13 protein-coding genes are annotated in these 23,548 nt (G+C 72.2%); 7 read left to right on the forward strand and 6 right to left on the reverse strand.

Annotated elements, in window-relative coordinates:
* Positions 1–5 precede the first annotated feature (5 nt).
* A complete protein-coding gene (locus tag NQZ70_RS50475) occupies positions 6–1,436 on the reverse strand; it encodes a short-chain fatty acyl-CoA regulator family protein (protein WP_129580606.1) in 1,431 nt (476 codons plus the stop codon).
* A 212-nt stretch (positions 1,437–1,648) separates the two neighbouring features.
* On the opposite strand from NQZ70_RS50475, the gene aceB reads away from it, so the two are divergent.
* From aceB to NQZ70_RS50500, 5 genes are all read left to right on the forward strand, one after another.
* A complete protein-coding gene (aceB, locus tag NQZ70_RS50480) occupies positions 1,649–3,271 on the forward strand; it encodes a malate synthase A (RefSeq protein ID WP_237244796.1) in 1,623 nt (540 codons plus the stop codon).
* A gap of 75 nt (positions 3,272–3,346) precedes the next feature.
* Positions 3,347–4,645 carry an isocitrate lyase gene (gene aceA / locus NQZ70_RS50485; protein WP_165374576.1) on the forward strand — a complete coding sequence of 433 codons (1,299 nt, stop codon included), beginning with the start codon at positions 3,347–3,349 and terminating at the stop codon, positions 4,643–4,645.
* A gap of 237 nt (positions 4,646–4,882) precedes the next feature.
* Positions 4,883–7,237, forward strand: coding sequence for a glutamine--tRNA ligase/YqeY domain fusion protein (locus NQZ70_RS50490; protein WP_129580607.1), 2,355 nt, complete (start codon positions 4,883–4,885; stop codon positions 7,235–7,237).
* 300 nt (positions 7,238–7,537) lie between these two features.
* A complete protein-coding gene (locus NQZ70_RS50495) occupies positions 7,538–8,275 on the forward strand; it encodes a hypothetical protein (protein ID WP_237244797.1) in 738 nt (245 codons plus the stop codon).
* 11 nt (positions 8,276–8,286) lie between these two features.
* Positions 8,287–12,228: a serine/threonine-protein kinase gene (locus NQZ70_RS50500; protein WP_129580608.1), complete on the forward strand. Its 3,942-nt coding sequence runs from the start codon at positions 8,287–8,289 to the stop codon at positions 12,226–12,228.
* Positions 12,229–12,232: 4 nt separating this feature from the next.
* Here NQZ70_RS50500 and NQZ70_RS50505 read toward each other — a convergent pair whose 3' ends face one another.
* The 4 genes from NQZ70_RS50505 to NQZ70_RS50520 form a co-directional block, all read right to left on the reverse strand.
* Complete coding sequence (locus tag NQZ70_RS50505) at positions 12,233–13,042, reverse strand: sugar phosphate nucleotidyltransferase (protein WP_129582060.1); 810 nt, start codon at positions 13,040–13,042, stop codon at positions 12,233–12,235.
* A gap of 17 nt (positions 13,043–13,059) precedes the next feature.
* Positions 13,060–13,377 carry a hypothetical protein gene (locus NQZ70_RS50510; RefSeq protein WP_129580609.1) on the reverse strand — a complete coding sequence of 106 codons (318 nt, stop codon included), beginning with the start codon at positions 13,375–13,377 and terminating at the stop codon, positions 13,060–13,062.
* A 553-nt stretch (positions 13,378–13,930) separates the two neighbouring features.
* Complete coding sequence (locus NQZ70_RS50515) at positions 13,931–18,085, reverse strand: serine/threonine-protein kinase PknK (RefSeq protein WP_237244799.1); 4,155 nt, start codon at positions 18,083–18,085, stop codon at positions 13,931–13,933.
* A 127-nt stretch (positions 18,086–18,212) separates the two neighbouring features.
* Positions 18,213–19,067 carry a hypothetical protein gene (locus tag NQZ70_RS50520; protein WP_165374577.1) on the reverse strand — a complete coding sequence of 285 codons (855 nt, stop codon included), beginning with the start codon at positions 19,065–19,067 and terminating at the stop codon, positions 18,213–18,215.
* Between the two features lie 160 nt (positions 19,068–19,227).
* On the opposite strand from NQZ70_RS50520, the gene NQZ70_RS50525 reads away from it, so the two are divergent.
* Positions 19,228–20,718 carry a serine/threonine-protein kinase gene (locus tag NQZ70_RS50525; RefSeq protein ID WP_237244800.1) on the forward strand — a complete coding sequence of 497 codons (1,491 nt, stop codon included), beginning with the start codon at positions 19,228–19,230 and terminating at the stop codon, positions 20,716–20,718.
* A gap of 261 nt (positions 20,719–20,979) precedes the next feature.
* On the forward strand, positions 20,980–22,134 hold the full coding sequence (locus NQZ70_RS50530; RefSeq protein ID WP_129580612.1) for a ferritin-like domain-containing protein: 1,155 nt from the start codon (positions 20,980–20,982) through the stop codon (positions 22,132–22,134).
* A 63-nt stretch (positions 22,135–22,197) separates the two neighbouring features.
* On the opposite strand, the gene NQZ70_RS50535 is transcribed toward NQZ70_RS50530, so the two are convergent.
* On the reverse strand, positions 22,198–23,283 hold the full coding sequence (locus tag NQZ70_RS50535) for a hypothetical protein (protein WP_129580613.1): 1,086 nt from the start codon (positions 23,281–23,283) through the stop codon (positions 22,198–22,200).
* Positions 23,284–23,548: the final 265 nt, after the last annotated feature.

Below are 23,548 nucleotides of genomic sequence, written 5' to 3' on the forward strand. Positions count from 1 at the left end.
CCGGCTCACTTGTCGACGGACGCGTAGAACGAGACGCCCCGCCGGTTCTCGTCGAGGCGCAGCGGGTGCTGCAGCGCCGGCAGCGCCCGCTGGGCGCAGTCGAGGCGCTCGCAGGTCCGGCACGTGACGCCGACCGGGACGGCCGCGCCGATGTTGTCGAGGTCGATCCCGTCGGCGTAGACGAGCTCGCGGGCGTAGCGGACGTCGCAGCCCATGCCGATCGACTGCACCGTGTGGGGGACGTGGTAGCCGCCGCGGTCGCTGCGCACGGTGCGGGCGATGCAGAAGTAGACCGCGCCGTCGGGCATCTGCGAGAGCTGGATCCGGATCATGCCGGGCGTCATCAGGGCGGCGTGCACGTTCCAGCGAGGGCAGGCGCCGCTGAACCGCGCGAAGCGGATGCCTGAGCCGCTGAAGCGCTTCGAGATGTTGCCCGCGATGTCGATGCGGACCATGTGCATCGGCACGCCCTCGGCGCCGGGGCGGCGCAGCGTCGTCAGCCGGTGGCACACCTGCTCGAAGCTCGTGCCGAAGCGGTGCGCGAGGAGCTCGATGTCGTAGCGCTCGGCGCGCGCCGCCTCCAAGAACGGCTGGTACGGCATGAGGATCGCGGCGGCGAAGTAGTTGGCCAGCGCGACGCGCGCGAGCGCGCGGGACTCGGGGGTGGTGAGGTTCTCGTCGCGCAGGATGCGGTCGATGGCGGCCGACTGCGTGAGCAGCCCGAGCTGGTGCGCGAGCTGGAACCGGCGGCTCCGGGGCGGCAGCACCTCGGAGATGCTGAGCACGCGCCTCTCGGGATCGTAGCGCCGCATCGCCTGGCGCTCGTCCGCGACGCGCACGATGCGCACCTCGATGCCGCGCGTCGCGTGGAGGTACCGGACGAGGCCGCGGTAGACGTCGTCCGCGTCGAGCTCCGCCTCGCGCCAGAGCGCCTCGGCGCCCTCCTCGAGCTCCGGGAAGTGGTTCATCCGGCGCTGGATCAGGTCGCTCACCTCCTCGGACGGCAGGCGAGAGTTGTCGACCGCGACGAACCCGTCCCCCGCCAGCCGCTCTCCCAGCGTGTCCAGCGATTCGCGGGTCGTCGCGTATGTGCGGTAAAGCGTGAGCACCGCGCGCGCCACGTTCGGGGACGTCGCGGCGAGCTCGCGCAGATCCGCGTTCGTGAGCCCGTGGCTCTCGAAGATGGGATCGCCGAACACCTCGTGGAGGTCGGCTGTAAGCCGGACATCCTCTTCCGACGCGAAATTCTGGAGATCGAGCTGGAATATCTGGGCAATCCGGATGAGGAGCGGCGCGGTCAACGGACGCCGGTTGTTCTCTATCAAGTTCAAATAACTCGCTGAGACACCGAGGCGCTCTGCCAGATCGACCTGCGTCATGTGCTCGCGACGCCGGAGCGCACGGACCTTGGCTCCGAGTAGAGGTGCATCGGCCATGGGGACCCTCCCGAACGTAGCTGAACTCACTGAACCGACGTGCAGGCGAAATGCGCCGCCGTAGAAATTTACAATAGTTTACACGTTGACTGCCTGTAAAGGCCTTTTGTCGACATCGTTATCCGCCTGCATTTCAAAGCGAAGTTGACGTGGAAACCTCGTCGACAAACATAGGTTGCTTGTAACGACGCGCAGCGTTGCAGGAGATGTGGATGAGCCAGAATCATGCGACCTCGAACCTGAGCCTGCTCGCTCCTCGCGTTGCGGGCGACCAGTCTGTCCTCACGCCAGAGGCCCTTCGCTTCCTCGCGAATCTTGGACGTAAGTTCGCTGACCGGGTTCCGGCCCTGCTCGAGCGGCGGCGCGGGGTGCAGGCGCGGCTCGACGCGGGCGAGCGGTTCGATTTCCTCCGGGAGACGCGCGATGTGCGCGAGCGGGACTGGACCGTGGCCCCGCTGCCCGAGGACCTGCTCGACCGGCGCGTGGAGATCACCGGGCCCGTCGATCCCAAGATGATCATCAATGCCTTGAACTCCGGCGCGAGCGTGTTCATGGCGGACTTCGAGGACGCCACCTCGCCGACGTGGAAGAACCTCATCGAGGGGCAGGCGGCGCTGCGGCTCGCGGCGCGGCGCGAGCTCCGTTACGAGGATCCGGCCACGGGCAAGCGCTACGCCCTCGGCGACCGGCTCGCGACGCTGTTCGTGCGCCCGCGCGGCTGGCACCTCTGGGAGAAGCACGTCGAGCTCGACGGAAGGCCGCTGCCGGGCGGGCTCTTCGATTTGGGGCTGTTCTTCTTCCACAACGCGCGTGAGCTCGTCCGCCGCGGCACCGGGCCGTACTTCTACCTGCCGAAGATGGAGAGTCACCTGGAGGCGCGCCTCTGGAACGACGTGTTCGTCTTCGCGCAGGAGGCGCTCGGCCTGCCCGTGGGCACGATCAAGGCCACCGTCCTCATCGAGACGCTGCCCGCGGCATTCGAGATGGACGAGATCCTCTACGAGCTCCGCCAGCACTCGGCCGGGCTCAACTGCGGCCGTTGGGACTACATCTTCAGCTTCATCAAGAAGCTCCGGAACGACCCGGCCTGCGTGATGCCCGACCGCTCGCAGGTGACGATGGAGCAGCACTTCCTGCGCTCGTACACCCAGCTGCTCGTGAAGACGTGCCACCGCCGCGGCGTGCACGCGATGGGCGGCATGGCGGCGCAGATCCCGATCAAGAGCGACCCCGAGGCGAACCGCGCGGCGCTCGAGAAGGTGCGCGCCGACAAGCTGCGCGAGGTCAAGGACGGACACGACGGCACCTGGGTCGCCCACCCGGGGCTCGTGCCGCTCGCCCGCGAGGTGTTCGACGCGCACATGCCCGCGGCGAACCAGATCGAGCGGAAGCGCGAGGACGTCCGCGTGACGGCGGCCGACCTCCTGCGCGTGCCGCCGGGCGCGCGCACCGAGGCCGGCCTGCGCCACAACATCCGCGTCGGCATCCAATACATCGAGGCGTGGATCAGCGGCCTCGGCTGCGTCCCGCTCTACAATCTGATGGAGGACGCGGCCACCGCGGAGATCTCGCGCACCCAGGTCTGGCAGTGGATCCGCCACAAGGCGACGCTCGACGACGGCCAGCCGCTCACCGAGGCCCGCTTCCGCGCGGCGGTCGACAGCGAGATGGCCGCGCTGCGCGGCGCGCTCGGCGAGGCGCGCTTCGACGGCGGCCGCTTCGCCGACGCGCGAGAGCTCTTCGAGCGGCTCTCCGTCGGGGAGACCTTCGAGGAGTTCCTCACGCTGCCCGCTTACGAGCTCTTGATCTCGCGCGCCGGAGGCCAGGGCGCGTGACGCTCGGCCACCTTGTTTCGACGTCGACACAGCGGCAGCTGCCGCCTGCAACCCCAACGCATTAGGAGCCCAGTCATGTCCGCTGCTTTCCCGCTCAACACGCCGATCTCCGCCGATTCCCTGCACGCGACGCCGAGCGACGTCGCCCCCGGCCGATGGAGCGGCATCGTGCGCCCGTACTCCGAGGCCGACGTCGCGCGCCTCCGCGGCACGGTCCGTATCGACTACACCCTCGCCACCCTCGGGGCCAAGCGGCTCTGGAACCTGATGCACAGCGAGCCCTACGTGGCGGCGCTCGGCGCGCTCACCGGCAACCAGGCGATGCAGCAGGTCCGGGCCGGGCTCAAGGCGATCTACCTGAGCGGCTGGCAGGTGGCGGCGGACAACAACGAGGCCGGGACGATGTACCCCGACCAGAGCCTGTATCCGGCCAACAGCGTCCCGACGCTCGTGCGGCGCATCAACCAGGCGCTCCTCCGCGCCGACCAGATCGAGACCGCCGAGGGCAAATCGGGGCGCTACTGGCTCGCCCCCATCATGGCCGACGCCGAGGCCGGCTTCGGAGGGCCGCTGAACGCCTTCGAGCTCATGAAGGCCATGATCGAGGCCGGCGCCTCGGGCGTGCACTTCGAGGACCAGCTGGCGTCCGAGAAGAAGTGCGGGCACATGGGCGGCAAGGTCCTCCTCCCGACCAGCCAGTTCATCCGCACCCTCGTCGCCGCCCGCCTCGCCAGCGACGTCATGGGCGTGCCGACCGTCCTCGTCGCGCGCACCGACGCCGACAGCGCCAAGCTCATCACCTCGGACATCGACCCGCGCGACAAGCCGTTCATCACCGGCGAGCGCACGCCCGAGGGCTTCTACGTGCTGAAGGGCGGCCTCGAGGCGGCCATCGCGCGCGGGCTCGCCTACGCGCCCTACGCCGACCTCGTCTGGTGCGAGACCTCGACGCCGGACCTCGACCAGGCGCGCCGCTTCGCGGAGGGGATCCACAAGCAGTTCCCGGGCAAGCTGCTCGCCTACAACTGCTCTCCCTCGTTCAACTGGAAGAAGCACCTCGACGACGCGACCATCGCGCGGTTCCAGCGCGAGCTCGGCGCCATGGGGTACAAGTTCCAGTTCGTCACCCTCGCCGGGTTCCACGCGCTGAACCACAGCATGTTCGAGCTCGCCAGGCAGTACCAGCGCCGCGGCATGTCCGCGTACTCCGAGCTCCAGCAGGCCGAGTTCGCCGGCGAGCAGTTCGGCTACAGCGCCACGCGCCACCAGCGCGAGGTCGGGACGGGCTACTTCGACGAGGTCGCCCAGGTGATCTCGGGCGGCGCGGCGTCCACGCTGGCCCTGCACGAGTCCACCGAGGCCGCCCAGTTCTGAGCGCCCGCGCGGGCGGCCGCGCGCCGCTCCGCCGCGCACGTCCGCGCGTCGTCCACGCCGCCGAAGGGCCGCCCGCCGCGTCGCGCCCGCCCCGAGAAGCGGGCGCCCGCGGCGGGAGCGGCCGCGCGGCGCCCTCTTCCGCGGTGGTCCAGGGGGGGCCGTTCGAGTAGGCTCCGCTCGGGCGGCGGCGCCCGGCTGCGCCCGGCCGCGTCGCCCGAGCCGAGGTGAAAGACAGCTGTGACAACGCAGAGCCCCCGACCGAGCGACGCTGACAGCGGCGGCGCCGCGTCCAATTTCATCCGCAACATCATCGCCGAAGACCTCGCCGCAGGCAGGCACACGCGGGTCGTGACCCGGTTCCCGCCGGAGCCGAACGGATATCTGCACATCGGACATGCGAAGTCGATCCTGCTCAATTTCGGGCTGGCGGCCGACTTCGGCGGCGCGTGCCACATGCGGTTCGACGACACGAACCCGGCGGCCGAGGACCTGGAGTACGTCGAGTCCATCCAGCGGGACGTCCGCTGGCTCGGCGGCGACTGGGGCGACAAGCTCTTCTTCGCGTCGGACTACTTCGAGCGGCTGTACGCGTTCGCGGTGGAGCTCATCCAGAAGGGCAAGGCGTACGTGTGCAGCCTGAGCGAGGCGGAGACCCGCGAGATGCGCGGCACCGTCACCGAGCCCGGGCGCGAGAGCCCCTACAGGAACAGGTCCGTCCAGGAGAACCTCGATCTGTTCGCGCGCATGCGAGCAGGGGAGTTCCCGGAGGGCGCGCACGTGCTCCGGGCCAAGATCGACATGGCCGCTCCCAACATGAAGATGCGCGACCCGCCGATCTACCGCATCAAGCGCGCGCGCCATTACCGGACGGGCGACGCCTGGTGCATCTACCCGCTGTACGACTTCGCGCACAGCCTCTCCGACGCGATAGAGGGGATCACCCACTCGATCTGCACGCTGGAGTTCGAGAACAACCGGGAGCTCTATGACTGGATCATCGAGAGCCTGGACGTCCCGTCCCGCCCCCGGCAGTACGAGTTCGCGCGGCTCAACCTGAACTACACGGTGATGAGCAAGCGCAAGCTGCTCGGGCTCGTGAAGGGCGGCCACGTGAAGGGCTGGGACGACCCGCGCATGCCCACCATCGCCGGCCTCCGGCGCCGCGGCGTGACGCCCGAGGCTATCCGCGCCTTCTGCGAGGAGATCGGCGTCGCCAAGACGAACAGCATGGTGGACATCGCGAAGTTCGAGTCGTGCGTCCGCGACGACCTGAACCTCCGCGCCCCGCGGGTGATGGCCGTGCTGCGCCCGCTCCGCGTCGTCCTCGAGAACTACCCCGAGGGGCAGGTGGAGCAGATCGACGCGCCCTACTGGCCCGAGGACGTGCCGAAGCAGGGCTCCCGCAAGGTCCCCCTCTCGCGGGTGCTCTACATCGAGCGCGACGACTTCCTCGAGGACCCGCCCAAGAAGTGGTTCCGGCTCGCGCCCGGGCAGCAGGTGCGGCTCCGCTACGCCGGGTTCATCACCTGTCGAGAGGTGGTGAAAGATCCGACCACAGGAGAGGTGGTGGAGCTCCGGTGCACCTACGATCACCCCACGAGCAGCGGTGAGGCGCCCCACGGCCGCAAGCCGAAGGGGACGCTGCACTGGGTCTCGGCCGCTCACGCGATCTCCGCGGAGGTCCGGCTCTACGACCGGCTCTTCGCGGCCGAGCGGCCCGACGCGGTCGAGGAGGGGCGAGATTTCCTGGAGAACTTGAATCCTGGTTCGCTGGTCACCCTGACCGGATGCCGGGTGGAACCGAGCCTGTCCACCGTGGAGCGGGGCAGCCATGTCCAGTTCGAGCGCCAGGGGTTCTTCTTCGTGGATCCGGTCGACTCCGCGCCCGGCGCGCCGGTCTTCAACCGCACGGTGGCGCTCAAGGACTCGTGGGCGAAGCTGGCCGGCGAGAAGCCCGCTCCGGCCGCGGCGCCCGAGAGCGCGGCCGCGAAGGCGCCGCCGCCCCGGCCGAAGAGCGAGCGCGCGACGTTGGAGGAGCGGCTCGCGCGGCTCGATCCGGCCCGCGCCGACAAGGCCAGAAACCTCATCGAAACGCGCGGGATCCCCGGCGACGACGCCGTCGTCCTGGCCGAGGACGACGGCCTCCTGCGGCTGTTCGAGGAGGCGGTGGCGGTCCACGACAACCCGAGGAGCGCCGCCAACTGGGTCATCCACTCCATCTCGCGCGAGCTCAGGGACAGGAAGACAGGCGACCTGCCCTTCTCAGGTGCGCAGCTCGGCGAGCTCCTCGCGTTGATCGATGATGGGACGATTTCGACGAAGATAGCGAAAGATGTCCTGGCTGAGATAATGCAGCGGGGCGGTAGCCCGAGGGCGATCGTCGAGCAGAGAGGGCTCCGGCAGGTGGCCGACGAGGGCGCGCTGGAGCGCATCGTCGACCAGATCATCGCCGGGCATCCCGGCGAGGTTTCCCGCTTCCGCGCGGGCAATACGAAGCTGATCGGGTTCTTCGTCGGTCAGGTCATGAAGGCCTCCGGCGGCAAAGCGAACCCCGACCTGGTCAATGCGCTGCTGACCAGGAAACTGGCGTAACTCTCCCACCCACACGCTGCTTCGCTTCCCCCCTGCTCAGGGTGCGCGGGAGTGCTGCGCTCTGCGTTGTCCCCCGCCCGGCACCTGACTACGTGTTGCGTGTCATGGCAGTGTGGAGAAACATGTCCCGCAAAATGTCTATAAAAAAATTGAATTTATGAGCTGGAGTGGTGTAGATGAAATAGGACTATGGAATCTGCACGCCAATTCGCTCTCATCGTCTGCGTGGCGGTGTCGACCTCGCAGGCCGCTTGTATCGCGTCTACCGAGCTCGATGGCCTCGAGGGTGAGGATGAGCTGGTGGAGGAGGTGCAGCAGGAGATCGTGGTCTACAACGCGCTGACCCACAACGCGCTGACCCACAACGCGCTGACCTACAACGCGCTGACCCACAACGCGCTGACCCACAACGCGCTGACCCACAACGGTCTGATAGGCAATCCGTTCACCAGCGAGGCGCTCCGTGACCCCGAGTCGCGAGAGCTCCTCAGCTTCATCGTGAGCTGCGCTCTGCCCGAGGACGAGAAGATCACGGTCGAGGTCGACCGCCGCTCCTACACCTTCGTCGGGGAGCTCGGGCTCGCGCCCGAGTGGGGCCGGAGGAACGGCTCGTGTGGTGAAAAGTGCCAGGAGTGGGTGTCGGCCTGCCTCCTCTCCCGCGTGAACTACCGGGGCGAGCACGTGCCGATCTCGCTCCGCGGCAAGAACGACGCGCTCTCGTCCACGAGGAGGGAGCGCGACACGTACGAGGAGCCGGAGGCGACCTACTACGGCAACGTCTTCCTCAAGAACCAGCGTCGCTTCGCCTGCCTCGCGCCAGGGCAGAGGTCGATCCCCCGCGTCTGCGGCCCCTCGATCGACGACTGCGTGGTCGATATCGTGGGCAAGTGTGAGGACGTGTGCGACGGCCCGCGGCAAGACGGCAGCTACACGGACTGCCGCGACCGGAAGCCCCTCCTCAAGCTCCCGTGCGGGACCCGCATCTTTCCGCTCGGCACCGACAGCTACAAGGCCTCGGTGAGCGTCTTCCTCGAGTAGCATCGAGCCGCGTGGAGTCCGGGGCCGTCCTCGCGAGCCGATTCGTCGTCGAGCAGCAGGTTGCGGCCGGTGGGATGGGGACGGTCTACCGCGCCCACGATCGCCTCGACGCGCGCCCGGTCGCCCTCAAGCTCCTGCACAGCCGCGAGGCCTTCGACGTCGAGCGCTTCGAGCGCGAGTCGCAGATCCTCGCCGAGCTGAGCCACCCCGGGATCGTGCGGTACGTCGCCCACGGCCGGACGGGCGCCGGGGACCACTACCTCGCCATGGAGTGGCTGGAGGGCGAGGACCTGGCGGCGTGCCTCGCGCGCCGGCAGCTCTCGCTCGCCGAGAGCCTCGCGGTGCTGCGCAGGACGGCGGACGCGCTCGCCTTCGCGCACTCGCGCGGGATCATCCACCGCGACGTCAAGCCGAGCAACATCTTCCTCGTCGCCGGCGACGTCGCTCAGCTCAAGCTCGTCGACTTCGGGATCGCGCGGCCCGACGGAGAGTCGAGGCGGCTCACCTACACCGGCGGGATCCTCGGGACGCCGGGGTACATCGCGCCCGAGCAGATCGAGAGCGGGAGCTCCCTCGACGCGCGCGCGGACGTGTTCTCGCTGGCGTGCGTGTTCTACGAGTGCATCGCGGGCCGCCCGGCCTTCGAGGGGGCGCACGTCATGGCCGCGCTCGCCAAGCTCCTGTTCCAGCAGACGCCCCGGCTGCGCGACGTCCGCGCGGACGTGCCGGAGCCGCTGGAGCAGCTCATCGACCGGATGATGGCGAAGAGCCCCGAGGAGCGGCCGCGCGACTGCGGCGAGGTCGGGGCGCAGCTCGCGCAGCTGGCGGAGGCGCTCGACGCCTGGGCGACGCCGCGGCCCGCCACGCTGGCGTCGCCGCGCGACGCGACCATGCGCTCGGCGCGGCCCCCGGGCTTCCTCACGCGCAGCGAGCAGCGGCTCGTGTCGCTCGTGCTCGCCGGCGAGCCGGACGACGTCGAGATGAGCGTGGCGGCGGCCGGCGGCGTCCCGAGCGCCTCGGACGTCTCGAGCGTGCTGCAGGAGATCTCGAGCGAGGGCCCCGGCTCCGCGGTGCCTCGCTCGGAGGTGCGCGCCGCGGTGGAGCCGTACGGCGCGCACATCACCGAGATCTCGCGCGGGTCGCTCATCGCGATCCTCGCCGGCGCCGGGAGCGCCGTGGATCGGGCGGAGCGGGCGGCGCGGTGCGCGCTCGCCCTGCGCGCGCGGTTCCCGGGCATCCCGCTCGCCGTCGCGACGGGGCGCGGGGTGTCGTCGGCGAAGCTCATCGAGGGCGACGTGATCGACCGGGGGGTGCGCGCCCTGCGGGCGGCGCAGGGCGGCGTCGTCCGGCTCGACGACGTGACCGCCAGCGTCGTCGGCGGCCGGCTCAAGATCGACACGGACGAGAAGGGGCCGTTCCTCGCGAGCGAGACGGCGGCCGACGAGAGCACCCCCGTCCTGCTCGGCAAGCCGAGCGTCTGGGTCGGCCGCAGCCGCGAGCTGTCCATGCTGGAGGGCGTGTTCTCCGGCTGCGTGAGCGAGTCGCTGGCGAGCGCGGTCTTGGTGATCGGCCCGGCCGGCGCCGGCAAGTCGCGGCTCCGCCTGGAGTTCCTCACCCGGGTGCGGCGCCAGTTCGGGACGGTGGAGATCCTCGCCGGCCGGGCCGAGTCGGTGGCCGCGGGGTCGCCGTTCGGCCTCATCGCCGACGCGATCCGCAAGTCGGCGGGGATGCGCGAGGGCGAGCCGGTGGAGGCCCGGCGGCGCAAGCTGAAGCGGCGGCTCGGGCGCCACCTGAGCGGCGACGCGCTGAACCGGATCGCGGCGTTCCTGGGCGAGCTCACGAGGACGCCGTTCCCCGACGGCGAGACGAGCGGGCTGCGCGCGGCGCGCGAGAACGCGATGCTGATGGCCGACGCGACGCGCGCGGCCTGGGAGGACTGGCTCGCCGCCGAGTGCGCGGCGCAGCCGGTGCTGCTCGTGCTCGAGGACCTGCAGTGGGGCGACCCGGCGACCGTGCGCCTCATCGACCAGACGCTGCGGAACCTGCGGGATCTGCCGCTCACGCTGCTCGCGCTGGCCCGACCCGAGGTCAGCAAGCAGTTCCCCGGCCTGTGGACCGATCGCGAGGTGCAGACGATCAAGCTCGGGCCGCTGCCCGCCAAGGCGAGCGAGCGGATGGTGCGCAGCGCGCTCGGCGAGGACACGCCCGCCGAGATCGTGGCCCGGGTCGTGGAGCGGGCCGACGGCAACCCGTTCTACCTGGAGGAGCTCATCCGCGCGGTCGCGGACGGCAAGGGGGACGTGCTGCCCGACTCGGTGCTGGGCACGGTCGAGGCGCGGCTCGACGCCGAGGGGCACGAGGCGAAGCGGGTGCTGCGGGCGGCGAGCATCTTCGGCGATCGGTTCTCGAAGCTCGCGGTGGCGGCGCTGCTCGGCGGCGCCTCGCGCGTGAAGGAGACCGAGACGTGGCTCGACGCGCTGGCGGCGCGCGAGCTCATCGCGCCGGCGCAGACGCCGGGGTGGCTCATCCCGACCGACTACGTCTTCCGCCACGCGATCGTGCGCGAGGCCGCGTACGCGATGCTGACCGAGTCGGACCGCGCCCTCGGTCACAAGCTGGCCGGCGAGTGGCTCGAGCGGAGCGGGCACACCGACGCGATGGCGATGGCGGAGCACTTCCGGCTCGGCGGCGAGCCGGCGCGCGCGGTGAAGTGGTACCGGCGGGCCGCGGAGCAGGCGCTGGAGGCGAACGATCTCGCGAACGCGCTCGCGCGCGCCGAGATGGGCGTGCGGTGCGGGGCGGCCGACGAGGAGCTCGGGCGGCTGCGGCTCGTGGAGGCCGAGATCAGCCTGTGGCAGCAGGAGACGGCGCTCGCCGTGCAGCGCGGCACCGAGGCGGCGAGCCTCGTCCGGATCGGCAGCTCGGCGTGGTTCCGCGCCATCGGGCAGGTGATCGTCGCGGAGGGGAAGCTCGGCCACTTCGATCGGGTCGAGGCCTGGACGACGCGGGTGGCCGAGGCGGCGGGCGCGACGAGCGCCCGGATCATGTGCCTGTGCGAGGGCGCGACGTACCTGGTCTTCGGCGGCCGTTACGCGGCGGCCGATCGGCTGATCCAGATGCTCGACGCGGTCGCGAGCGAGCCCGCCGGGCTCGAGCCGCAGGCGGCGGGGCTCTACCAGCAGGCGCGCGCGTTCCGGGCGCAGACGAAGGGCGACATCGGGGCGGCGCTGAGCGGGCTCACGGCGGCGCTCGCGGCGTTCGAGCAGGCCGGCGATCGCCGGAACGCCTGCACGGTGCGCGAGAACCTGGGCTTTTTGTACGGCGAGCTCGGCGACTTCGAGGTGGCCGAGTCGGCGCTCCGCACGGCGCTCGCGGCGGCGCAGCGCATGGGCCTCGACGACCTGGAGACGGCGGCGCTCCAGAACCTCGGCTACGTCATCGCCCACCTCGGGCAGCTGGAGGAGGCGAAGCTCCTCGAGCAGCGCGCGGCCGCGGCGTTCCAGCAGCAGGGCGACCGGCGGATGGAGGGCGTGACGCTGACGTACCTCGCGAAGATCCTGCTGCTCTCGGGCGACCCGGCGGGCGCCGAGCGCGAGGCGCGCGCCGCGATCGAGGCGCTGACGGTGGTGCCGCCGCTGCGCGCCGCCGCGGTCGCGGTGCTCTCGCGCGCGCTGCTCGCGCAGGGCCGGGAGGACGAGGCGCTGCCGGCCGCGCGCGAGGCGTTCGCGCAGCTCGAGGAGGTGGGCTCGCTGGAGGAGGGCGAGGCGCTGGTGCGGCTCGCCTACGCCGAGGCGCTGGCCGCCGCCGGGGCCGAGCGGGAGGCGGCGGCGGCGCTCGCCGCCGCGCGCGAGCACCTGCTCAGCCGCGCGGAGAAGATCAGCGATCCGAGCTTCCGCGAGCGCTTCTTGACGTGCGTGCCCGACAACGCGAGGACGCTGGCGCTCGCCGGGTGACGGGTCAGGGGGCCTCGCCCCCGGCCGCGCGCAGCTCGGCGGGCGCGCCGGCGGGCTCGCGCCGCTCGCCGTCCCCGTCCGCCTGCGGGCTCGTCCGGGAGCTCAGGAGGCGGAGGGCCTCGCGGTAGCCGTCGACGGTCCCGACCTCGACGTACGCGTGCCCGGCGGGGACGCCGAGCGCCACGCCCCCGCGGGCGATGTACTCGTTGACGAGGGGCCCGATGTGCTCGTCGCGCCGGCTCCGCTCGCACCAGAGCTCGTGGAGCTCCTGGAGCACGGCGCCGGTCAGCTTGAAGGCGCCCCAGATCCAGCGCGACGCGGCGTCGCGGCGCCTCGCCTGGATCTCGACGACGCGCCCACCGCCGTCCGTGACGACGACGTCGAAGCGCCCCGGGCGGTCGAACGGGAAGAGGAGGAACGAGAGCGCCCGCGCCCGGAGCGCGGACAGCCCGTCTTCGGGGAACCAGATCGCGTCCGGGAGGCCGACGAACACGAGATCGTCCGGCGCGATGAGCGGGAGCGCGCGGAAGACCGCGTCGCAGAGGCCAGCCGGGCGCGGCTGGACGACGTACGACAGGCTCGCTTGCCCGATGGCGGCGCCGTAGTACTCGAGGAGCTCCGACCTGCCCGGCGAGACGACGAAGCAGATCCGGGTCGCGCCGGCGAGCAGCATGCGCTCGACGAGGTGCTCGCTCGCCGCGCGGGGCTGCTCGGCGCCCTGCTCGAGGCGGCTGCCCATCGGGAGGAGCTCTCTCGAGAAGGCGAGCGGCTGAATCCGGCGCTCCGGGCCGGCGGCCGGGATGAGCCCCCACACGGTGGCCTGTCGCCCTCTCACGCGTGCACCCCCGTCGAGGCCGGCTCGCCGCGCCGCGCGGCGGAGCGGCGGTGAGGGGCGGCGCAGCGCGAGATCACGGGCCCGCCGCGCTCGCGATCGCGGCGCGCTCGCTTCAATGGAGCGACGTAGTCCATGTCGAGGAAATCACGTTCATGTCCGGGATTGCCGCGCGGGGCGCGGTGAGCGGCGTGACATGCGTTGTGCTGCGCGGGGGCGGTGTGGCGGCGCTCCACGGGCGCGGGCGCGAGGCCCCGCGGCGACGAGGCGAGCTCACTGCCTTGGAAGCAGCGTATACAGAGCTCCAGGTTGGCCATTCTCAATGCTCGCTCCGGCGAGCGCGAGCGACGCTCGCTTGGGGTAATTTGTTTAACCAATTCAAACGGTTACGCGATCGTCGCGCCAGGGAGGCGCCGCTCGCCCGCGCGGCCTCTGCGGCGCCGCGTGAATGGATGGCGGACGCCGCTGCGCCGCGCGTGTGAATCGTAGTTTCAACATCGTACCTGCGGACCTCGAGATCAAGTCGAGCGCGAGACCCTATTTGTCAAGCTGAGCCCGGATCGCGGCTGTCGATTCGTGATGGACTCATGACATGTCAAGCCGATCGAGATCCATCCCTGTCAAGCCGGCGCGGGGCTCGCGCCGCGCGCGCTCCCCCGAGCGAGTGGCAATCGCCTTGGGATTGACGCTCTCACAACGCGCGATCCCGGACAGGAAAACTGGCAGTCTCTACAGCGAACCCCCGAGCGGGGTATCAGGCATGGACGTAGCGAGCGGTGGTGTGAGGACCCGCGTCAGGTTTCTGTCACGACGGCAGGCGACGACCCCGCGCGGGTGGTCACATGGAATACATCGCCTGCCGAGGTGCGCTCACGCGGGCGACGGCGGCCGATCCGAGGCGAGCTCTGCGGCTTCGCGCTCGGCGATGGCGGCGGCGTGGCGGCGCAGCCGGTCGGCCATCACGTTCGGGATGCGCTCGGCGGCCAGGAGCGCGGCCGAGAGCGCGCTGCGCGCGGCGGCGAGCCGGCCGCGGCGCAGCGCGGTGACCGCGCGGATCTCGAGCACCTCGATGTGCTCCTGGCCGACCGAGCTCTGCGCCGAGCGGTCCACGAGCGCGTCCCACGCGGCGTCGCCCTCGTCCCGCGTCGCCAGGTCGATCATCGCGCAGAGCACCTCCTCCGAGGGGACCATCAGCGCGTCGGCGCGCCCCTCCGCGCGCGCCTGCTCCTGCATCTCGCGCATCCGCTCGAACAGCGCGCGGGCCTCGGCGTGCTCGCCGCAATAGAAGAGGAAGCGCGTCTTGAGGAGCAGGGCGACCGGCCGGCACATCCCGCAGAAGCGGTGCTGCTCGATCTCGAGCGCGCGCTCGATGTGCGGCTTCGCCGCCGCGAGGTCGTCCATGAGGTAGAGGTACTCGCCGAGGTTGTACTCGCCGATCCGCTCGAGCCCGCTCTGGCCGAGCTCGCGCGCGAGCGAGAGCACCCGCTCGAGGTCGGCGATCATCCGGGCCTTGTCGCCGCGGCACGCCCAGAGGAGCGCGCGGTTGTTCGTCACCGAGCCGAGGTGCAGCGTGTCGTGGTGCGCCTCGCAGAGCGCGATCGCCTGGCCGAGCGCCTCCTCGGCGTCGTCGAGCCGGCCGAGCCCCTGGAGGACGAAGCCGAGCATGAGCAGCGAGATGACCCGCGTCTCGTAGCCGTCCGCCCCGAGCGAGGCGGAGTCGGCCGCCGCCCGCTCGAGCGCGGCGGCCGCCTCCTCCTCCCGGCTGAAGCGGTGGAGCGAGCGCCCGACGCCGAGCGCGAGGCGCGCGGCGAGCGCCGGCGACAGCGCGAGCCCCTCGGCGAGCGCGCGCGCCTCCTCGACGCGCTCCTCGGAGCTCTTGAACTCGTCCATCCAGTCGAGCGCCGTGGCCTCGTCGAGGAGGATGTCGATCTGCGCCGGGACGTCGCCCCGCGCGCGCGCGATGGTCCGCGCGCTGGCGAAATCGGCGAGCGCGTCGTGGTAGCGGCCGAGTCGGTAGCGCATGAGGCCGCGGCCCCGGTGCGCGGCCGCGCGGTCGGGCCGCGCGCGGTCGGGCGCGCCGGGCGCGTGGCCCCGTGGAGCGCCGCCGCTCGGGGCCGTCGGCTCGATCGGCTGCTCCAGCGCGCGGCTGTAGAACGACTCCGCGTCGAGGTAGGCGTGCCGGGCGCGCGCGCGCTCGGCCAGGGTGAGGTAGGCGGCCTCGGCGACCTCGCCGAGGCCCGCCTGGGCCGCGTGGTACGCGAACGGGAGCAGGCGCGCGTCCTTGAGGTGGGGCGCGTCGCGCTCGCCCTCCTCTTCGTCGGCGGCGTCGCGGTGCAGCTTGAAGGCCGCGAGGTGGACGCGCCGGCGGAGCGCCTCGGGCGCGCCGCGGGCCACCGCCTCGCGGACCAGCGCGTGGCGGAAGCCGATGCGGCCTCGGCGATCCTGGACGAGCAGGCCCGCGGCGAGCAGGCGCTTCACGGCCACCTCGGCGTCGAGCGGGAGGTCGTCCGCCTCGCCGTGCTCGTCGAGCCGCTTCAGCACGCCGGCCACCTCGGCGACGGCGACGTCGGGGCCGAGGAGCGCGATGAGCCGCGCGTGCGCCTGCAGCGCCGGCGGGAGCGCGTCGATCTCGCCGAGCGCGAGCCAGTCGAGGAGCGGCATGTCCGGCAGACGATCGAGCTCGTCCGTAGCGAGGTACCACGCGTCGCCCCGCGGGTGCCGGCGCACGATGCCCTCGCGCTTGAGGCCGCGCACGAGCTCGATGAGCAGGAGCGGGACGCCCTGCGCGCGCTCGACGAGGTGCGCGAGCGCGGGCTCGGGCACGTCCTCGGCGGGCAGGAGCAGCCGCCGGCAGAGGGCGATCGCGCTCTCGCGGTCGAGCGCCTCGAGGCGGTAGGTCTCGCGGCGCGCGGCGCGCTCGCCCCAGTCGGGGCGCGCGCTCTCGAAGCTCGGCCGGCCGAAGGCGCAGATGAAGAGCGGCGCCTGCGCCTCGGCGAGCGCCGCGTACTCGAGCGCGGCGAGCGCCGCGTCGTCCGCCGCGTGCGCGTCGTCGAGCACCACGAAGAGCGGCGTCCTCCGCGACCGCCGGCGGAGCGCCTCGCCGGCCGCCACGGTGAGCGCGGCGCGGAGCGCGCCCGGCGCCGCGGAGAGCGCGCGGAGCTCCGGGTAGCGCTCCTCGGCGAGCGCGTCGTCGCTGATCCAGCCGAGCGCGAGCGCCACGGCGGCCCCGAGTCGCTCCTGCGCGGCGCCGAGGCGGCGCCGGAGGAGCTCGCTGCCGCCGTCGGCGGGCGGGGACGACGGCAGCGCGAGCGCCTGCTGGAGGATCTCCCGGACGACGCGGTCGGCCCCGCCGGCCACCGGCTCGCCGGTGCGGAGCTCGATCACCTCGGCGCGGCCGTCGATCTCGCGCAGCCGCTGCACGAGGGCGCCCGCGAGGCGGCTCTTGCCGTGGCCGGCCACGCCGATGACGCTGGCGATGGTGGGCCTCGCGTTCGCCGCGGCGTCGCGCGCGCCCGCGACGAGCGCGTCGAGGACCTCGTTCCGGCCGAAGAGCGGCTGCGAGCCGGTGTCGAACGCGGTGTCGGCGTCGGGCCGGGCGGAGGTCGGCCCGGGCTGAACGGACGCCGGCCCGGGCGGGGGGAGCGAGTCGCCCGGGGGCTGCGAGGCGCCGTCGCCCAGCGCCTCCACGGCGGCCGGCGACAGGGTGAGCCCCGGGGGGCGGTCCGGCGCGAAGCGATCCTCCCGGTGGAAGAGCGGGCTCAGGAAGCGCCGCGAGCCGTCGGGCCGCGGCTGGACGGACACGGACGCGAGGTCGAGCAGCCCGCGGGCGAGGACGCGCTGCTGCTCGAGCTCTCGGCCGGCGCGCATCGCGCGGCGCAGCGGGCTCGCGCCGTCGGCGTGGTCGAAGACGGCGACGAAGCGGTTGCCGGCGGCGTGCGCGAGCTCGCCGCCGAGCGCGCCGAGCCTCCGCTGGAGGGCGACGACGTCGAGCTCGGCCTCGAAGAAGAGGAGCGCGACCGCGCGCCGCTCGACGCGGCGGGCGCTCGGCGACGGCGGCTCCATGGTGAGGCGCCGGAGGCGCGAGGGGCGGCGCTCCTGGGCGCGCTCGAAGCTCTCCAGGGCGGCGCCGAGCGCCGCGGCGGTCTCGAAGCGCTGATTCCTGTCCTTGGCGAGGCACCGGAGCACGATCTCCTCGAGCGACCCCGAGATCGGCGCGATCGAGGAGGGCCGCGGGGGGCGGCGGCTCAGGTGATCCTGCCGCACCAGCGCGGGAGGGCCCCAGAACGGCGGTTTGCCGGTGAGGAGCTCGAACAGCACGACGCCGAGGGCATACACGTCCGCGCGCACGTCGATGTCGCCGTGGCCGTCGCACTGCTCGGGCGCCATGTACTCGGCGGTGCCGGGCGCCTCGCTCTCGGCGGTGATGCGGAGCGACGGGTCGCGGTGCCCCGCCGCGAGGCCGAGATCGATGATGGTGGCGCGGTGCGCGCCGTCCCGGGCGGCCGCGGACAGGGGCGCGCCGGGCTGGATGAAGAGGTTCTCGGGCTTGATGTCGCGGTGCACGTAGCCGCGCGCGTGCACCGCCTCCAGGGCCCGGACCGCGGCGCGGACGAGGGAGCACGCCGCGCGCGCCGGCACCGGGCCGGCGACGCCGGAGGCGACCATGCGGTCGGCGAGCGTCGGGCCGTCGAGGTAGTCCATGACGAAGTACGGCAGCCCGGAGGGGAGCTGGCCGCACGCGTGGACGGCGGGCACGTGGGGCGGGCCGATGTCGTGGAGGGCCCGCATCTCCTCGACGAGGCGGACGCCCGCGTCGGGCCGGGCTCCGTGCGCGACCTTGATCGCCACGGTCGGGCCGCCGCCCTCCGGCTCGGCCGCGAACACGGCCCCGAACCCGCCCGCGCCGGCGAGGCGGACGTTGCGGTAGCCCGCGATGCTGGGCGGCGGCGCCTCGCGGGGCCAGCCGGTGCTGGCGTCGTCCGCGCCGCTCGGGGCGCCGGGCTCCGGACCGGCTTGCCGCAGCACCGGACCGTGCTGCGGGCACCCGGGGTCCGCGCGCGCGACCCGCCTGCCGCATTCCCTGCACCGCGCGGCGAGCCCACCGGCGTGGGCGCCGCGTCCGTCTCGACGAACATCGGGCGACATGGGGGCCTCAGGGCAGGAACGTCGTAATCACCGCGGACGACGACTCGCCTCGATCGTTGGTGCAGCTCGGGCGATAGCCGCTCGCGGCGTGGAGCGGGCCGCACACGAGATCGCATGGGCCCACGATGTGAATGTTCGGGCATTCCCGGACGCCGCCCTCGGGGTCGGGGAGCCCCGTAGCGCAGTCCCTGCTGTGGCCGCGCGAGCTCTCGGCGTTGGACGCGTTGTAGCAGGCATAGAGGCGGGGGGCGCTCGCGAACAAATCGCCCCAGAACGCGCCCTCCTCCCTCGGAAAGGACGCCACCTCGCTCCGGTCCGGGTACCTGAGGGCCTGATGCGTCCCGCGCGACGAGATCATCACCGAGACGCCAGCCCGGTTTGCGCGCGACGCCACGCAGGCCGAGACCCAATGCCTCCGGGAGGCGCTCAGCGGCTCGTCGCTCCAGCCCGGGGCGAGCCCGAGGTGCCCCCAGTAGACCTCGTCGTGCGGCTCGTCGAGCTCGTCGCGCCACGAGAAGCGGAGCGACTGCGACGGGCTGAGCGCGCAGCTGACAATGTATTGAAGGAGCTGCCTGGACAGCGCGCCGAGCTCCCCTGGATCGGTGATCGCGGAGAAGGCGGTCGCCGCGAGGCTGCTCCCCTCGAGTCTGTTCGGGGCGAGCGCGTTGGGGTTGAGGGCGTTGGGGTTGAGGGCGTTGGGGTTGAGGGCGTTGGGGTTGAGGGCGTTGTGATTGCGGAGCGCACTTGAGGCTGCCTCGACCGACCCCGACTCCGCCGGAAATCCGTCGCCGCCACCGCAGCAGGGCAGCAATGCGACCAACGAAAGCGTGCGCAGGTGCCGCGCGTGAATTCGCCCCTTCATCAGTTCCCTCCCCCGTTCCGCCAGCAGATGGAATAGGCTACCGTCGGGACAACGATGGATTTACTGTACCACCAGGTGAAGCGACGTGTAGCGACAACACGATCGTCACGTGCTGGTAAAAACGTCGCTCGGGTGAGCCCTTAGTCGTATCGGGGGGGTTATGACATTGGATGGGTTGGCGACGCGCGATAACGAGACGAGGGCGTTTTCTCTGGAGGAGAGGTCGTTCTCCCGAGGAGAGCTCCCGTGCGGCGCGCGCGCGGGCAATTACAGTGTTGTGGCGCCCATCGCCCGGGGCGGATGTGGCGCTGTGTACGAGGCGAGACATCTCCAGACGGGCGCGCGTATGGCGATGAAGGTGCTGCACGGGACGCTCGCCGCCTCGCCGAAGATGGTGAAGCGCTTCCTGCGCGAGATCGAGGTGGTGAGGCTGCTCAACCACCCTGGCATCGTCGACATTCATGACGCCGGCGAGCTCCCGGACGGCCGGCCGTTTTACGTGATGGAGCACCTCGACGGGCTCACGCTCGACGTGCTCCTCCGGCAGGAGGGGAGGCTCTCGCCGGAGCAGGCGCTCGAGCTGCTCGAGCCGGTCTGTTCGGCGCTCGACGCGGCGCACGCCGCCGGCATCATTCACCGCGACGTGAAGGGCAGCAACATCTTCGTCTCGCGGGGCGCGCCGCGCGCGGTCAAGCTCCTCGATTTCGGGATCGCCAAGCTGATGGAGCCCGAGGAGGGGGCGAGCGGCTTCACCACGGCGGGGAGGGCGCCCGGCACGCTCACGATCATGGCGCCCGAGCAGATCCTCGGCGGCCCCCTCGACGCGCGCGTCGACGTGTACGCGCTCGGCGTCCTGCTCCACCGGCTCCTCACGGGCAAGCTCCCGTTCTACTCGCCGGACGCGGCCGAGCTGCTCCGGCAGCACCTGGAGGAGCCGCCGCCGCGCCCGAGCCGGCGGACCCCGCTGCCGCCCGCGCTCGACGCGATCGTCCTGCGCTGCCTGGAGAAGCAGCCGGAGCACCGCTACCCGTCGGTGAAGAGCTTCCTCTGCGCGCTCCGCGAGGCCGTGGGCGAGCCGACGTCGGGGCGGAGCAGCACGCCGGAGCTCGAGGCGGACGCGATCGCGGTGTACCTCGACCTGCGGCTGCGCACCGATGCCGACGATCTCGACGACGCGCTCGCCGAGGAGCTCGGCCTCGTGCTGGACCTCGCGGAGGAGCGCCTCCGCGACGCCGGGCTCACGCTGGTGTCGGTGACCGGCGGCGAGATCCTCGCCGCGCGCTTGCTCTCCTGCGACGCCGGCGAGGCGCTGCGGGAGCGCGCGGCGGTGATCGCGATCGCCGCCGCGCTGCACGAGGAGATCGCGCAGAGGAGCCGCCCGGACGCGCGCGTGCACCCGAACCTGTGCCTGCACGCCGGGCGGGTCGTGGTGCGCTGGATGCCCCACCCGGAGATCATCGGCGGCGACCTGGCGCGGGTCGGCGCGTGGGCGCCGGCCGAGCCGGTGCACGGGCTCTGCGCGACCGAGGAGGCGATCCGCGGAGTCGACGGACTCGAGCTCTCCGCGGGGCCGGGCCGCCTCGCGCTGATCGGAGAGCCCTCGGCGCAGTGCTCCTCGCCGGCGCCGACCTTGCGCAGCCGCGCGATCTGAGGCGCCGGGGCGCGCGGCCCTCGCCGCCCGCTGCCCGCCGCGCCGCGCCCGCCGCCGGGCCCCCTGCGAGGTGCGATGTCAGGGAAGCGACGGGCGCGCGCTCGGCCTGGACCCCCTGGCGGACTCGGGATCTCCCGGAGTCGATATGACGACGCAAAAACGATCAAGAGGCGATTGCCGCTCGACGATAGATGCCATTATAAAGGCGGCCCGCGGGTGGTTCGACCTCGTGTCCGCGCCTCGCCGCTCCGGAAAGCTCTCATGTCCATGCGCCTCCAGCAAGCTATCCAGACCCTCCTCGATTCCGCCCCTCTCCTCCGCGACGCATCGAGCTGCGGCAACGTCCGGGTGCTCGCGTCGCTGCTCGGGCCAGCCTTTCGCGGCTTCGTCCAGCGGCGCGGCAAGGGCGTGGGCTCGACCGATATCTCGGTTGGATACGAGGCCAGCTTTAACTGGAGTTACGGGCGGGACGACCCAGACATGGCGAGGCTCTATCATCTGGCCAAGACGTCCCAGTGGAACGCCACGACCGACCTCGACTGGTCTCGCGACGTCGATTGGCTCGATCCGGCGATGCCGCTGTTGCCCGACAGCTGGATGCCGCCGTCCAAGCTGCCGATCTGGGGCAGGCTCTCCGAGCGGGAGCGGGCGGCGCAGCGCCATGGCCTCCTCTCCTGGATGCTGAGCCAGTTCCTGCACGGCGAGCAGGGCGCCCTGTTCGCGGCGTCGCAGGTCACCGAGTGTGTGCCCTCGCTCGACGCCAAGCTCTACGGGAGCACGCAGGTCGCCGACGAGGGGCGCCACGTGGAGGTGTTCCACGCCTACCTCACGCAGAAGCTGGAGAAGCTCTACGAGATCAACGACAACCTGTATGTCGTCATCGACGCGATCATGAGCGAGGGTCGATGGGACATGAAGTTCCTGGGGATGCAGATCATGATCGAGGGCCTCGCGCTCGGCGCGTTCAGCTCGATTCGACAGGTGACGAGCGAGCCGCTGCTCAAGGACGTCCTCCGGTCGGTGATCACCGACGAGGCGCGCCACGTGCATTACGGGGTCCTCGCGCTGAGCAGGTTCTACCGCGAGGGCATAGGCGAGCGGGCGCGGAGGGAGCGGGAGGACTGGGCGTTCGAGCTGTCGCTGCTGCTCCGCAACCGGTTCTTGGCGCACGAGTTCTATGACGAGTTCTATGCCCACCGCATGACGCGGTGCGAGTGGGACAAGCTCATGCTCGAGAGCGACCTGATGGGGTTCTTCCGCCGGACGATGTTCAAGCGGATCGTGCCGAACCTGAAGCGGATCGGCCTGCTCTCCGGGCGGATCCGGCCGCGCTACGCCTCGATCGGGCTGCTCGAGTACGAGCACGGGCGGTCGGCCAGCGAGCTGACGGCCAAGGAGCTGCTCGACGACGCGTGAGGCCGGGGCGATCGCGCCGCGGCCGGGGCGGGGCGGGCGCCCGCGCCGGCCTCCGGGAGGCGGTCAGCAGGTGGCGCCGATGCAGGCCGCGACCTCGACGGCGCACCGCTTCTGGATGCAGTCGAAGTCGCCGTTGCAGACGGGGAGCAACGGGAGGGCGCACGTCATGACCTGATCGACGAAGAACTGGACGTCGGCGCAGCCCCGCGACACGCAGCTCGAGACGCACGCCAGGCTGAAGGCGGGGGGCGACTGCGCGAGATCGATGCACCGGGAGGAGCAGGTGATCACCTCCAGGCAGTCCGCGGGCTCGCACGCGCCGCAGTCCGCCGGACAGTTGGAGCACGTCTCGAAGCTCTCGCAGACGCCGTTCGGGCACACCGAGCACACGCCGCAGTCGCGCTGGCACGACGCGCACGTCTCCGTCCCCGAGCAGGCGCCGTCGCCGCAGGAGGCGCAGGCGCCGCAGTCCGCGGGGCACGAGAAGCAGCTCTCGAGCCCGACGTTGCACACCCCGTTGCCGCAGGAGGCGCAGGCGCCGCAGTCGGGGGCGCACGAGGAGCAGTCCTCCGGCGCCGCGCAGACGCCGTCGCCGCAGCCCTCGCACACGCCGCAGTCGGCCGGGCACGTGAGGCACGTGTCGGCGCCGCCGCACACGCCGTCGCCGCAGCTGGGGCACGGGCCGCAGTCGTTCGGACAGCTCGCGCACGACTCGCTCGCCTCGTCGCAGGCGCCGTCGCCGCAGCTCGGGCAGAGGCCGCAGTCCGCGGCGCAGTTGCCGCAGTTCTCGGGGGCGGCGCAGGCGCCGTCGCCGCACGCCCCGCAGACGCCGCAGTCGCTCGAGCAGCTCGCGCACGACTCGGCGCCGTCGCAGGCGCCGTCGCCGCACCCCTGGCAGAGGCCGCAGTCCGGGGCGCAGCTCCCGCAGTCCTCCGCGCCGTCGCAGACGCCGTCGCCGCACGCCGCCGAGGGCCAGCCGCCGGGCGGGGCGGGATCCTCCCACGCCTCGGTGCGGCCGCAGCCCGCCCCGAGCCCGGCGCCCGCGGCGGCGACGAGCGCCGACCAGGCGAGCGCGCGCGCGGAGAAGAAGAGGCCGGGGCGATGCCGCCCGGACCGCAGCAGGAAGCTCAGCCGGCTAGTGGTACCCATACGATCGGCCCATGCGAGATCGGGTTGTAAGGAGGCGCGGGAGGGGCTCGCGGTCCGCGGCTGCGCCGCGCTGAGCCGCCCGCCGACGGCGTGCGGACGGAACATACCCGGAGAGCGCCCGCGCGATGGGGTCAAAGCACGGGCGCGCCGCGTTTCGCCGCGCGATCGAGGCGACGGAGCTGCTGGCGCGGCGTCGCGGTCGGATGGGCGGGGGCGGAGCCGCGCGGCACGAGCGGCACAAAATGAAAGAGGGCGGCACCTCCGG

Source organism: Sorangium sp. So ce836, assembly GCF_028553905.1.
Classification (GTDB): Bacteria; Myxococcota_A; Polyangia; order Polyangiales; family Polyangiaceae; genus Sorangium; species Sorangium cellulosum_D.